General features: G+C 74.2%; 11 protein-coding genes. 9 read left to right on the top strand and 2 right to left on the bottom strand.

Annotated elements, in window-relative coordinates:
- The first annotated feature begins 25 nt into the window (after positions 1-25).
- The 9 genes from ACH4EB_RS05420 (at position 26) to ACH4EB_RS05380 (ending at position 9811) form a co-directional block, all read left to right on the top strand.
- A complete protein-coding gene (locus tag ACH4EB_RS05420; protein WP_398345993.1) occupies positions 26-919 on the top strand; it encodes a 2-hydroxy-3-oxopropionate reductase in 894 nt (297 codons plus the stop codon).
- A 4-nt stretch (positions 920-923) separates the two neighbouring features.
- Positions 924-2078, top strand: a complete 1155-nt coding sequence (locus ACH4EB_RS05415) for a thiamine pyrophosphate-binding protein (RefSeq protein WP_398345992.1) — start codon at positions 924-926, stop codon at positions 2076-2078.
- Positions 2079-2292: 214 nt separating this feature from the next.
- Positions 2293-3762, top strand: coding sequence for a catalase (locus tag ACH4EB_RS05410; protein ID WP_398345991.1), 1470 nt, complete (start codon positions 2293-2295; stop codon positions 3760-3762).
- A 528-nt stretch (positions 3763-4290) separates the two neighbouring features.
- Positions 4291-5025 carry a hypothetical protein gene (locus ACH4EB_RS05405; RefSeq protein WP_398346427.1) on the top strand — a complete coding sequence of 245 codons (735 nt, stop codon included), beginning with the start codon at positions 4291-4293 and terminating at the stop codon, positions 5023-5025.
- Positions 5026-5163: 138 nt separating this feature from the next.
- A complete protein-coding gene (locus tag ACH4EB_RS05400) occupies positions 5164-5868 on the top strand; it encodes an ABC transporter ATP-binding protein (RefSeq protein ID WP_398345990.1) in 705 nt (234 codons plus the stop codon).
- The gene (locus ACH4EB_RS05395; RefSeq protein WP_398345989.1) at positions 5865-7613 is read left to right on the top strand and encodes a hypothetical protein; all 1749 of its coding nucleotides are present in this window, start codon (positions 5865-5867) and stop codon (positions 7611-7613) included. Before ACH4EB_RS05400 ends, ACH4EB_RS05395 begins: the two co-directional genes overlap by 4 nt.
- Before the next feature lie 62 nt (positions 7614-7675).
- Entirely contained in the window at positions 7676-8191 is a 516-nt protein-coding gene (locus ACH4EB_RS05390; RefSeq protein ID WP_398345988.1) for a GNAT family N-acetyltransferase, read from the top strand.
- A 98-nt stretch (positions 8192-8289) separates the two neighbouring features.
- Positions 8290-9339: a CopD family protein gene (locus tag ACH4EB_RS05385; protein WP_398345987.1), complete on the top strand. Its 1050-nt coding sequence runs from the start codon at positions 8290-8292 to the stop codon at positions 9337-9339.
- Positions 9340-9436: 97 nt separating this feature from the next.
- The gene (locus ACH4EB_RS05380; protein WP_398345986.1) at positions 9437-9811 is read left to right on the top strand and encodes an MmcQ/YjbR family DNA-binding protein; all 375 of its coding nucleotides are present in this window, start codon (positions 9437-9439) and stop codon (positions 9809-9811) included.
- 41 nt (positions 9812-9852) lie between these two features.
- Here the strand turns inward: ACH4EB_RS05380 and ACH4EB_RS05375 are convergent, their stop codons facing one another.
- A complete protein-coding gene (locus ACH4EB_RS05375; RefSeq protein WP_398346426.1) occupies positions 9853-11619 on the bottom strand; it encodes an AMP-binding protein in 1767 nt (588 codons plus the stop codon).
- Positions 11620-11624: 5 nt separating this feature from the next.
- A complete protein-coding gene (locus ACH4EB_RS05370; protein ID WP_398346425.1) occupies positions 11625-13424 on the bottom strand; it encodes an AMP-binding protein in 1800 nt (599 codons plus the stop codon).
- Between the last annotated feature and the right edge of the window lie 116 nt (positions 13425-13540).

Here is a 13540-nt window from a genome sequence, read left to right as displayed (position 1 = left end):
ACCCCCACCCCGAAAGGCACCCGCAATGAGCACTCTTCCGAAGATCGCGTGGATCGGGCTGGGCATCATGGGCGCGCCCATGGCCGAAAACCTGCTGAAGGCCGGTTACCAGGTCACCGGCCACACCCTGGAACAGGAAAAGCTGGAGCGCCTGGCCGCCGCCGGCGGCACGCCCGCCGCCTCCGTCGCCGAGGCGGTGCGCGAGGCCGATGTCGTGATCACCATGGTGCCCGCCTCCCCGCAGGTCGAAGCCGTCGCCTACGGGCCCGAGGGCATCCTGGAGAACGCCCGGCGCGGCGCCCTGCTCATCGACATGTCGTCCATCACCCCGCAGACCTCCCTCGATCTGGCCACCGCCGCCGCCGAGCGCGGTATCCGGGTGCTGGACGCGCCGGTCTCCGGCGGCGAGGCCGGCGCGATCGAGGCGGTCCTGTCCATCATGGTCGGCGGGCAGCAGGAGGACTTCGACGCCGCCCGGCCGCTGTTCGAGGCGCTGGGCAAGACCATCGTGCGGTGCGGCCCGCACGGCGCCGGGCAGACCGTCAAGGCCGCCAACCAGCTCATCGTCGCCGTCAACATCCAGGCGTGCGCCGAAGCCGTCGTCTTCCTCGAAAAGTCCGGCGTCGACCTGAGCGCCGCCCTGGACGTCCTGGGCGGCGGGCTGGCCGGCTCGACCGTCCTGGCCCGCAAGAAGGACACCTTCCTGACCCGCGACTTCACGCCGGGCTTCCGCATCGACCTGCACCACAAGGACATGGGCATCGTCACCGACGCCGCCCGCGCCGTCGGCGCCGCCCTGCCCGTCGGCGGCCTCGTCGCCGGCCTCATCGCCGCCCTGCGCGCCCAGGGCGACGGCGATCTCGACCACTCCGCCCTCCTGCGCGGCGTCGAACGCCTCTCCGGCCACACCACCGGCTGAGACCGTGCTGACGCCCCGGATCCCCGCCGTACGGGCGGCCGTCGAGATCCTCGGGGAGGAGGGCGTCGGCACCGTCTTCGGTTCCCCCGGAGCCACGGCACTGCCGTGGTACGGGGCACTGGAACGGGCCGGCGGCCCGCGGCTCCTGATGGGTCGTCATGAGCAGGGGGCGACCCACATGGCGGACGGCTGGGCCCGTACGGACGGGAGGACCGGTGTCGTCGTCGCGGCCCCGGAAGGGGCGGGCCGCGACGGCCTGTTCGCGGGGCTGCGCACGGCCCACGCGGACGCGGTTCCGCTGGTGTGCCTGACCGGGCGGACCACAGAGGAGGCGCCTGCCGCGGGCCTCGCCGCGGCGGCGCGGCGGGTCACCAAGCGGGCCGTCCGGGTCGACGACCCGGCGCGGATACCGCGAGCCCTCCGCGAGGCGTTCCGGACCGCGCGCGAGGGCCGCCCCGGACCCGTACTCGTCGACCTCCCGTACGGGACGGCCGAGCAGTACGTCCGGTACGACGCGGAAGCCGAGGAGCGCGGTGCCCCGTCCGGCGACGGCCGGTGGACGGCGCACCAGCGCGACCCGGGTACGGCGCACGGCTCCCGGACCGTCTGCCGGGCGATCGACGAGGCCGTCGCCGCGGACGCGTACGTCGTCACCGACGCCGCGCTGCGCCGCTTCTGCGGGGCGCGCCCCCGGATGACCACCGGCGCGCGCCGGTATGTGGTGTGCGGCCGGGACGGTCCGCCCGGCTGGCAGGTGCCGGCCGCGGTCGGCGTACGGACGGCTCTGGACGCCCTGGGCCGCCGGGACACCGAAGTCGTCGCCCTCGTCCGCGAGCACGAACTTCCGTACGCGGCGGACGCCTTGTCGGTCGCCGCCCAGCACGGCCTGCCGTTCGTCCTGGCCGCGATCGGCCCCGACGGCCGGAGCGGAACGGAGGCGGTGCGGCTGATGCGGGCGTACGGCTGCTCGGGCCACCGGGTCGGCGACCCGGCCGACCTGCGCTCCGCGGTCGCCTGGGCCCGCAAGGAAGCCGTGACGACCGCGCGGCCGGCCCTGCTCGCCGTCACCGCGCCGACCGCGGACGAAGGACGCGCCGACGCCCGCGCACAGGCACTGGTCGCGGGCGTCCCGCGCCAGCGCACCGCACCCGGGGCGTGACCCTCCCCAGACTTCCCGGCGGCGGCGCCGACACCTGTCCTGTCGCGCCCAGGCGCCGCCGCCGGGAACCCCCGGAACGCGCCCAAGAACCGCTCCCCGCCCCGCTCCGAGCACCGCCCCGCAAGTTTTCAACAAAGTGTTGACGATGGTGGGGGTGCTCCATACGCTCCCACATGCGGAAGCCGACTTCCGCGCTCTCGTACGGAAGGTCACCATGCCGAAGCCCACGACGACGCGCCGTCTCACCACGGAGGCCGGCGCCCCGATCGCCGACAACCAGAACTCCGCCACCGCCGGCGTCGGTGGCCCGCTGCTCCTCCAGGACCAGCACCTCCTGGAGAAGCTGGCCCGGTTCAACCGCGAGCGCATCCCGGAGCGTGTCGTGCACGCCCGCGGCTCCGGCGCGTACGGGTACTTCGAGGTGACCGACGACGTCACCGGGTTCACCCGTGCCGACTTCCTGAGCGCGGTCGGCAGGCGCACCGATCTGTTCCTCCGCTTCTCGACCGTGGCCGACAACCTCGGCGGCCCGGACGCCGCCCGCGACCCGCGCGGCTTCGCGGTCAAGTTCTACACCGAGGAGGGCAATTACGACCTCGTCGGCAACAACACCCCGGTCTTCTTCATCAAGGACCCGCTGAAATTCCCGGACTTCATCCACTCGCAGAAGCGCGACCCGTTCACCGGCAAGCAGGAGCCGGACAACGTCTGGGACTTCTGGGCCCACTCCCCCGAGGCCACCCACCAGATCACCTGGCTGATGGGCGACCGCGGCATCCCGGCCTCGTACCGCCACATGAACGGTTACGGCTCGCACACGTACCAGTGGACGAACGCCGCCGGTGAGGCCTTCTTCGTCAAGTACCACTTCAAGACCAACCAGGGCATCCGCTGCCTGAGCAGCGACCAGGCCGCCGAGCTGTCCGGCAAGGACCCCAACAGCCACCAGACCGACCTGCTCCAGTCCATCGAGCGCGGCGTGTACCCGTCCTGGACGCTGTACGTGCAGATCATGCCGGCGGCCGAGGCGGCGGACTACCGCTTCAACCCGTTCGACCTGACCAAGGTGTGGCCGCACGCCGACCATCCCCTCCAGCGGGTCGGCCGCCTCGTCCTGGACCGCAACCCCGACAACGTCTTCGCCGAGGTCGAGCAGTCCGCGTTCTCGCCCAACAACTTCGTGCCCGGCATCGGCCCGTCCCCGGACAAGATGCTCCAGGGCCGGCTCTTCGCCTACGCCGACGCACACCGCTACCGCCTGGGCGTCAACCACACCCAGCTCCCGGTCAACGCGCCCAAGGCGACCGCGGCGCACAACTACGGCCGGGACGGTCTGATGGCGTCCAACGCCTACGACCGGCACGCCAAGAACTACGAGCCCAACTCCTACGGCGGCCCGGCCCAGTCGGACCAGCCGCTGTCCGCGCCGCTCGCGCTCACCGGCCACACCGGCACCCACGCGGCCCCGGCGCACGCCAAGGACGACGACTTCTTCCAGGCCGGCGAGCTGTACCGGCTGATGTCGGAGGACGAGAAGAACCGCCTGGTGGCGAACATCGCCGGGGGCCTGGCGCAGGTCTCCCGCGACGACGTGATCGAGAAGAACCTCGCCCACTTCCACGCGGCCGACCCGGAGTACGGCAAGCGCGTCGAGGCCGCGGTGCACGCGCTGCGCGAGGACTGACCCAGGTCAGCGCGAGGGCCGACGGGAGGTCTGGCCCCTCGCGCGTCCGTGCCGGCCGGTGCGCTGAGGGGTGGCCGGCCGGCGCGGAGAGGCGGCGCGGGGCTCCGTGGCGTACGGTCACCGGACCCGCGCGGTCCGGTCTCCCGGGAGACGCCGGCGCGGTGGTCGGGTCCGTCCGACGGAAGGACGGCCCCTCTCCCCGGAAGCGCCACGGATCCCGCGTCCTGCCTCCGTCCCGGCCCTCTCCGCCCCTCCCCCTGACCCGCCCGGCGGTGCGGTCGTCCTGTCGCGCCCATCTCCCGTGCCGCCGGGCGGCACCACTCACCCGGCTTGCGGCTTGCGGCTTGCGGCTTGCGGCTTGCGGCTTGCGGCTTGCGGCTTGCGGCACGATCCCGGAAAGCCGGGTCCGCGCGCATATCCCTGCGGTATGGTCGGCCTCGCACCGTGAACCTCCCCCCGACGCGAGCCGCTGGAGGGACCATGGACGGCAGCAGAACCTGTCTGCCGACCTACCTGCCAGGAGCCGCCATGGCCGACAGCGTGCCGGTGCGCTGCCCGACATGCCGCCGTGAGAACGCCTTCACCCCGCCCACCTTCCCGTGCGCGTGCGGCGCCCCGCTGACCATGCCGGTGCTGCGCGGTGGCATCCCCGTCGAGATCCTGCACCGCACCTGGCAGAGTTCCTGGGTGGAGGTACGCTGCGACACCTGCGGCCGGCTCGACGAATGGCCCGCGCCGGAGTCCGGCTGCGTGTGCGGGACGGTGGTCCGCGTCCCCGTCGTACCGGCGCCGACCCCGCCGCCGCCCAACCCGCCGGCCCCCGGCAGCCCCGCCTCGGCACCGCCCGCCGGACCGCACCGACGGCCGCCGGTGCTGCGTCCCGCTTTCCGCCCGGTCACCATCCGTACGGCCGGCGACTGCGTCACCGCCGCCGCCCAGTACCTGAAATGGCTGGGCTTCACCGACATCGCCCGGGTGCCGGAGCGCACCGCGTCCGGTGTCGACCTGCGCGGCACCGGTGTGGTGGCCCAGGTCGACCCGACGACCCGGGCGACCAAGCTGCGGGAGGTCGAGTGTCTGTGGCTCAACGCCCTCAACGACTCGGCGGTCGCGGTCTGCTTCTCCCTGGCGGGCTACTCCCGCGACGCCCGCTCCCGCGCCGACGAACTGCACCTCCCACTGTTCGTCATGGACCTCACGGGCACCCCGCAGCCGGTCAACGACCCGGCCGACGAGCTGATCAGGGACGGCGCCGGGCAGTAGGGCTCCGGGGGAGCCGGCCGGGCCGCCCGGGCGGGGCCGCGGCGGGGAAGCCGGGTGGGACCGCGGGGCCACCGGGCGGGGCACCGACGGGTGCTGGTTAGGGTCGGTGCGACCCCGACCAGCGTACGGAGAGCCCCGATGAAGGCCAGAACCAGCGCCGACGCGCTGCTGCGACTGCGCGGCGTCAGCCGTCGCTACGGCGACCGGCAGGCACTGCACCCGATCGACCTCGACCTGGCCGCGGGCGGTTGCACGGCCCTGTTCGGCCACAACGGATCCGGCAAGTCCACCCTGCTGCGCATCGCGTGCGGCCGGGACGCGCCGACCACCGGCACGGCCCGGTTCGCCGGCCGCAAGGTCGCGGAGGACGACCCGGAGGTACGGGCGCGGGTCGCGGTGGTCGGCGACAGCGTCGCCTGCTACCCCGACCTCACCGTCCGCGAGCACCTGGAACTCGTCACCGTCGCCCACGCCGTGGACGACGCCCAGGCCTGGATCGACCAGGTGCTCGCCGACCGCCGGCTGGCCGGTCACGCCCACGCGCTGCCGGGCTCGCTCTCCTCCGGCCAGTTGCAGTCGCTGCTGCTGGCCGCCGCGCTGGTACGGCCGCGCGACCTGCTCGTCCTCGACGAACCCGAGCAGCGGCTCGACCCCGACGCCCGCGCGCGCCTGGCCGCCCTGCTGGTCGCCGAGAAGGCGGACGGCGTGGCCGTGCTGCTCGCCACGCACCAGGCGGAGCTGGCTCTGGAGGTCGCCGACCGCATGATCGCGCTGGAGGACGGCCAGGTCGTCGAGCAGGGCCGCCCGGCGGAGGTGCTGGAGAGGCTGGGAGTCCGCTCATGACCGCACGCGACACGCCAGCGGACACGCGGCCGGCCGAGGACGACGCCCCCGCCCCGGGCTGCCCCGATGCGCCGGACTCCCCGGAGGAGACCGAGGACCGGGCCGGCTGGAACGAGGCCGACGACGACCGCACCGCCGAGACGCTCCAATGGCTGCGCGCCAAGCGCCGCGCCCACCACCGGCAGCGCCGCCGCGACCGGGCCGTCCTCGTCTACTGCGTCGTCCTCGCGGCGCTGGGGTACGGCAGCGGATACGCCCACCGCTTCCTGCGCGAACTGAAGCTCGGCGCGGACCACGGCAGCCTCGGCGCCGACCTCCAGCGCACCCTGCCCGCCGCCTTCGTCGCCGTCACCCTGGGACTGGCCGTGCTCGCCGCGCGCGACGCGCTGTGGCGCGGGCCGGTCGTGGTGTCCGGGCCGAGCGTCGGCTGGCTCCTCGCCCAGCCCGTACGGCGCGGAGCGGTGCTGCGGCCCGGCTTCCGGCGCTCCGCAGGGCTGGCCGTGGCCGCGGGGCTGCTGGTGGCGGCGGCCGCGGCCGTGGTCCTCCAGGTCACCGGCCTGGCCTCGTTCGGCGGCGGGCTCCTGGCCCTGCTCCCCGCGGCGGTCTGCCTGCCGCTGCTGGCCTCCTCGCTCGGCATGGTGGTGGAGCGCCGGCCGCACCTGGCGCGGTACGTACGGCGCTCGACCGCGCCCGTCACCCTGCTGCTGGCCCTGAGCGCGGGTCAAGCCGCCCTGGCCGGCGCCGGTCACCGCTGGGCGCCGCTGGAACGGGCCGAACTGTGGTCCGGGCCATGGGGCTGGGCAGCGCAGCCGGTCGTGTCCGTGACCGGCGGGGCGGCACCCGGGTGGCCCGCCGCGGCCGTGCTCCTCGTGGCCGTCACCTCGGTGGCCGTGCGGTACGCCCACCGGGACGCCGCGCACGTGCCCAACGCCCAGTTGCGCCGCCGGGCGGCGACGGCCACGGCCGTCACGTCCGGAGTGTTCGCCCTGGAACTGCGGGCCGCGAAGCTGGCCGTGACGGAGGCGGGCGGCGGCGGACCGCGGCGCCGGTGCCACCTGCCACCACCCCCGCACCGGCACCTGATCGTCGTCTGGCGCGACCTGCTGGCCCTGCTGCGCTCGCCCGGCCGGCTGGGCCGCGCCGTCACCTGGACGGCCGCTGCCGCCGCGGCGGCGGGGCTCGGCGCGGCGACCGTGGGCGAGAAGCGCGTCCTCGGCCTGGCCGTGGGGCTGCTGTGCGGGTACGCGGCGGTCGGCGCCCTGGCCGAGCCCGCCCGCCTGGAGACCGATGACGTACGGCGGGCGGCCTGGTCGCCGTACCGGCTGCGGACGCTGATGCTGCACCACGCGATCGTGCCCACGGTGCTCGGCGCGGCCCTGGGCCTGCTCGCGGCCGTACCGTACGCCTTGGCAGGCGCGGTGTGGGCGCTCGTGCTGATGCCGCTGTGCGCGGTGCCGTTCGCGGCGGCGGCGGTCTTCGGCGCGTGCCGCGGACCGGCGCGCACGGACCTGCTGTTCGTCGGCGGCGCCACCCCGATGGGCGGCCCCGGACCGTTCCTGTTCGCCGCGTGGTACGCCGCCGGCCCCCTGGTGTCGGTCGCCGGCCTCACCCTCACCCTGAACGCGGCACTCACCCACGGCCCCGACGCGCGGTCCACGTTCTCCGTGGCCGTCATGGCGGCACTGCTCACGGCCGGCCTGCTGTTCTTCGCGAGCCGCTCGGCGAACCGCCTCGTCACCCACTGAACGCGCCGGGGAGCGCACGAAAACCGGCTGCCGTACATCCGCCGGCCTGTGACGATGCTGTCATGAACGCAATGGGAAACTGCCCCGTCGTCCGTGCTGCCGTGCCCCTCGACCTCCCCGTGCTGCGGGACGTCGAGCGGGCGGCCGGGGAGGCGTTCCGTGCTGTGGGGATGGCGGAGATCGCGGATGACGAGCCGCCGTCGTTGGCGGAGCTGGCGGGTTATCAGGAGGCGGGCCGGGCGCTGGTGGCCTGTGCCGGGGCCGGGCCGGTCGGGTATCTGCTCTGGGAGCCGGTCGACGGCTGTGCGCACATCGAGCAGGTCTCCGTGCATCCGGACGGTGCGCGTCGCGGGCTCGGCCGGGCGTTGATCGAGCGGGCCCGGCAGGACAGCGGGCTGCCCGCGGTCACCCTCACCACCTTCGCGGGCGTGCCGTGGAACGCGCCGTACTACGCCCGGCTCGGTTTCCGGGCCCTGGACGACGCCGAGATCGGCGAGGGGCTGCGCGGGATCCGGCGCCGGGAGGCCGCGCTGGGGCTGGACCGGTGGGAGCGGGTGTGTATGCGGCGGGACGGCTGATCCGGGCGGCCGCCCGGCGCAGGGCCGGTGGCCTGGTGGTGTGCCCCTGCGGGTGCTCCCCGCTTGCCCGGTGCTCCGGCCGCCGGGACGATCGCCGGATGAGCCCACGTCGAACGGCTTCCCGGCCCACCCCCGCCCCCGTGCCCGTGATGACGGGTGCCGGCGGCGGTGAGGCGTCCGGCGCGGACCGGGCGGCCGCGCGCCGCTCCCCCGCCCGGCGGGTCGGTGCCGTCGCCACGGCCGCCTGCGTCGTCGTTCTCGTGCCGTTGCTCGGTACGGGGCTCGTGGTCGACGAGTCGTCCGAGATCCGGTCACCCGGTGACGGGGCCACCGCTCTGCTGCGGGCGGTGCTGCTGGCCGCGCTGTGTGTGCAGGTCGGTGAGTTGGCCGGGGCGCGGCTCGCGCGGGGTGTGCGGGGAGCGCCGGCAGGGCTGCCCCGGGGCTGGTCGGTGTGGGCCGCCCGGGTGGGAGTGGCGGCGGCCGTGGGGCAGTTGCTGCTGGTGGCGGGGCGCGGGTCGCCGTTCGCGGGGCTGTCGGGGCCGGCTCTCGTCGACGCGTACGCCACCCGGCCCGGCCTGCTGGCTCTCCTGGAGGCCAACGCGTTCCTGCTCGCCGCCGTGGCTGCGGCTTCCGGCCGCCCGGGGTGGGCCGGCGTTCCGCTGGCCGCCGTCATCCTCGGTGAGGCGCTGCGGGCCCATCCCGAGACCGGTACGCCGGAGGTCGGTGTCGCGCTCACTCTCGTCCACCTGACGTCGGCCGCGCTGTGGGCGGGCGGTCTGCTGTACGTGCTGCGGACGCGGTGGTGCTGGCGGCACTACGGGGCGGCGGGGCGGGAGTTGCTGCTGCGGTACGCGCGGCCGGCGGCACTGCTGTTCGCCGCGATCACGGTGACCGGCGTGTGCAGCACACTGCGCCGGCTGCCGCTCGCGGAGACGTTCGGCACGGCGTACGGCCGCGTCCTGCTGGCCAAGCTCGTGCTCGTCCTGGCCGTGGGCGGGCTGGCGCTGGCCGCCCGCGGACGGCTGCGCCGGGAGGCGGCGCTGCCGGGTGCGGCGACCGGTCCGGCCCGTGCGGAGGTGGTGGCGCTGGCGGCGGTGGTGCTGGTTTCCGCCGTTCTGACCGCCGTGCCGCTGCCGCCCGCGCCGTGATGCCGTGGGCGGCGCGGGCCGTCCCGGGGGCGGGGGCGGGGGCCGTTCAGGGCCCGGTCGCGGGCGGGCCGTACCCGCCGCGCGTGATAATGGCCGGATGTTCGACGCGAAGCGACTGCGGGCCGTCTGCCTGGACTTCAACGGCGCGGCCGAGGAGTTCCCGTTCCCCGGGAACCGTGAGGTGTGCACGTTCAAGGTCGGTGGGAAGATCTTCGCGTTGAGCAGCCTGGACGCCGAGCCGCTGAGCGTGAGCCTGAAGTGCGACCCGGACCTGGCGGAGCGGCTGCGGGCCGCGCACCCCGAGATCGTGCCGGGCCACCACCTCAACAAGCGGCACTGGAACACCGTCTCGCTCGCGGGGGCGCTGGACGACCGGCTGGTCCTTGACATGATCGAGGATTCGTACGACCTCGTCGTGGCGCGGCTGCCGCGTGCGCAGCGGCTCGCGCTGGACTGGCCGGGCCACGCCTGATCGACGGCGCGCGGCCCGGCCGTACCGCCGGGTCCGAGCCGCTATGCCTGCGCCGCTTCGACGGGCCCGGCCGGTTCCGGAGCGGCGGCCGGCCCGGCCGTCGCCGCCGGGACCGCCGCCCCCGCCGGGGCCCCCGTCTCCGCCGCCAGTCGTGCCGCCAGCCGCTCCCGCAGCTCGATCTTCCTGACCTTGCCGCTGACGGTCATCGGGAAGGTGTCGAGGACATGCACGTAGCGCGGCACCTTGTAGTGCGCCAGGCGGGAGCGGCAGAAGCGGGCCAGCTCGTCGCGGGTGAGCCCGTCCGCCGAGTCGCGCAGGATGACACAGGCGGCGATCTCCTCGCCGTACTTGGCATCCGGGACGCCGACCACCTGCACGTCCGCGATCTTCGGATGGGTGTGGAGGAACTCCTCGATCTCGCGCGGGTAGACGTTCTCCCCACCCCGGATGATCATGTCCTTGATGCGGCCGACGATCCGCAGGTAGCCGTCGTCGTTCATCACCGCGAGGTCGCCGGTGTGCATCCAGCGCTCCGCGTCGATCGCCTCGTCGGTGCGTTCCGGCTCCTCCCAGTAGCCCAGCATCACGCTGTAGCCGCGGGTGCACAGTTCACCCGGCTCGCCGCGCGCCACGGTCGCTCCGGTCGCCGGGTCCACCACCTTGACCTCGATGTGCGGCAGCACCCGGCCCACCGTGCCGGTGCGGTGCGCCAGGTCGTCGTCGCGCCGGGTCTGGGTGGAGACCGGTGAGGTCTCGGTCATGCCGTAGCAGATGGACACCTCGGCCATGTGCATCTCGGAGACGACCCGCCGCATCACCTCCTCGGGGCACGGCGAGCCCGCCATGATCCCGGTGCGCAGCGACGACAGGTCGTACGTGGCGAAGTCCGGGTGGTCCAGTTCGGCGATGAACATCGTCGGGACGCCGTACAGGGAGGTACAGCGCTCCTCCTGGACGGCCCGCAGGGTGGCCGCCGCGTCGAAGGCGGGCGCCGGGAGGACGATGCAGGCGCCGTGCGAGGTGGCGCCGAGGTTGCCCATGACCATGCCGAAGCAGTGGTAGAAGGGCACCGGCAGGCAGACCCGGTCGTGCTCGGTGTAGCCGACCGTCTCGCCCACCCAGAAGCCGTTGTTGAGGATGTTGTGGTGGGAGAGGGTGGCGCCCTTGGGGAATCCGGTGGTGCCGGACGTGTACTGGATGTTGACCGGGTCGTGCGGCGACAGCTCCTTCGCGCAGGCGGCGAGCTTCGCCTGCGGCACCCCGGCGCCGGCCGCCAGCAGCCCGTCCCACGTCGGGTCGGCGATGTAGACCACGTCGCGCAGGGCCGGGCTCTCGGCCCGTACCTGCTCGATCATCCGCCGGTAGTCGCTGCTCCTGTGGGCGACGGCGGAGACCAGCACGCTCATCCCGGCCTGCTTGAGCACGTACGCCAATTCGTGCACCCGGTAGGCGGGATTGATGTTGACCATGATGGCGCCGATGCGGGCGGTGGCGTACTGCACCAGCACCCACTCCGGGCAGTTGGGCGCCCAGATGCCGACCCGGTCGCCCTTGCGCACGCCCTTGGCGAGCAGGCCGAGCGCGACCTCGTCCACCGCCCGGCCCAGCTCCGCGTACGTCCAGCGGCGTCCGCCCGCCACGTCGACCAGCGCCTCGCGGTCGCCGAACCGGCCGATCGCGCGTTCCAGGTCGGCGCCGATGGTGCGGTCGAGCAGCGGCCGGTCGGTCTCCCCCCGCGCGTACGCCTCCCGGTGGCGCTCGGCGCCGCTCCCGCGGGGTCCCGGCGGGTGGCTCGGCGGCCTGCTCATGTCGGTCATCGGTGGTCTTCCTCTCGGTACTCGGCGGAGCCGCCGCCCTCTTCGGCGGTGCGCTCACGCAGTTCCACACGGCGGATCTTGCCCGAGACCGTCTTGGGCAGATCCGCGAACTCCAGTCGCCGCACACGCTTGTACGGGGCGAGCACCGCACGGGAGTGCGCGAAGAGCACCGCCGCGGTCTCCGGTCCAGGCTCCCAGCCGGCCGCCAGCACCACATACGCCTTGGGCACGGCCAGCCGTACGGGATCGGGCGCGGGAACCACGGCGGCCTCGGCGACCGCTTCGTGTTCCAGCAGTGCGCTCTCCAGCTCGAAGGGTGAGATCTTGTAGTCGCTGGCCTTGAAGACGTCGTCCCGGCGGCCGATGTAGGTGAGGTAGCCGTCCGCGTCGCGCGCGCCGATGTCGCCGGTGCGGTAGTAACCGCCGGCCATCGCCTCGGCGGTGCGCTCGGGGTCGCCGTGGTAGCCGGTGGTCAGGCCCACCGGCCGGGCCGACAGGTCGAGGGCGATCTCGCCCTCGTCGGCGGGCTCGCCGGTGACCGGGTCCAGCAGGACGACCTCGAAGCCGGGGGTGGGGCGGCCCATGGAGCCCGGTTTCAGGGGCTGGCCCGGGGTGTTGGCGACCTGGACGGCGGTCTCGGTCTGCCCGAAGCCGTCGCGGATGGTGACGCCCCACGCCTCCCGGACCCGTTCGATGATCTCCGGGTTGAGCGGTTCACCGGCCGCGACGATCTCCCGGGGCGGGGTCTTCAGCGCCGTCAGGTCGGCCTGGATGAGCATCCGCCAGACGGTGGGCGGGGCACAGAAGCTGGTGACGCCCGCCCGGTCCATCTCCGCCATCAGCCGGGCCGCGTCGAAGCGGGTGTAGTTGTGGAGGAAGACGGTGGCCTCGGCGTTCCAGGGGGCGAAGAGGTTGGACCAGGCGTGCTTGGCCCAGCCGGGCGAGGAGATGTTCAGGTGGACGTCGCCCGGTTCCAGGCCGATCCAGTACATCGTCGCCAAGTGGCCGACGGGGTACGAGGTGTGGGTGTGTTCGACGAGCTTGGGCCGGGCCGTGGTGCCGGAGGTGAAGTAGAGCATCAGGGGGTCGTCGGCCCGGGTGGGGCCCGTGGGCTCGTACGTGTCGCAGGCGGCCGCCGCGTCCTCGTAGGCGAGCCAGCCCGCGGCGGCCGTCCCGGCGTCGCCGCCGACCGCGATCCGGGTGTAGTCGCCGGGTACGTCCGCGAACTTGCCGGTGTCGGCGGCCCGGACGAGTACGTGCCGGGCGCGGCCCCGTTCGACGCGGTCGGCGAGGTCGAGCGGGCCCAGCAGCGGGGTGGCGGGGATGACGACGGCGCGCAGCTTCATCGCGGCGAGGGCGGTCTCCCACAGCTCGGCCTGGTTGCCCAGCATGACCACGATCCGGTCGCCGGCCCGTACGCCCTGTGCGGCCAGCCAGTTGGCGGCCCGGTTCGAGCCGCGGCGCAGTGCGTCGAAGGTGCGGCGGGTGTGGGTGCCGTCCTCCTCGACGATGTGCAGGGCGGTGCGGCCGTTGCCGTCGGCGATGTGGTCGAACCAGTCCAGCGCCCAGTTGAAGTACGCGGGTCGGGGCCAGGTGAAGCCCGCGCGGGCGCCGTGGTAGTCGTCGCGGTGGCGGAGCAGGAAGTCCCGCGCCGCGCGGAACTCCGCGGTCGGGCCGGGGGCCGCCGCGGCCCCCGCGCCCCGTGCGTGCCCGGCACCCGGCCGGTCCTCGGCTTTCTGTCCGTCCACAGCGCTCACCGCTCCCGCCACGTCCGTACCAGGGGAAACCCCCCTCATACCGTCCGTACCACCCGTCGCACCTGTCATATCCGTGTCCGCCATGTGTCCTCCTCATTGCCGCACCGCCTACCGCCATCGTGTAATCGGTGACGCAGGTCTCACCACCCCCGAAC

The organism is Streptomyces sp. NPDC018045 (genome assembly GCF_044327445.1).
Classification (GTDB): domain Bacteria; phylum Actinomycetota; class Actinomycetes; order Streptomycetales; family Streptomycetaceae; genus Streptomyces.
The sequence above is the reverse complement of the archived record's forward strand: the minus strand, read 5'-3'. Positions and strand labels throughout refer to the sequence as shown.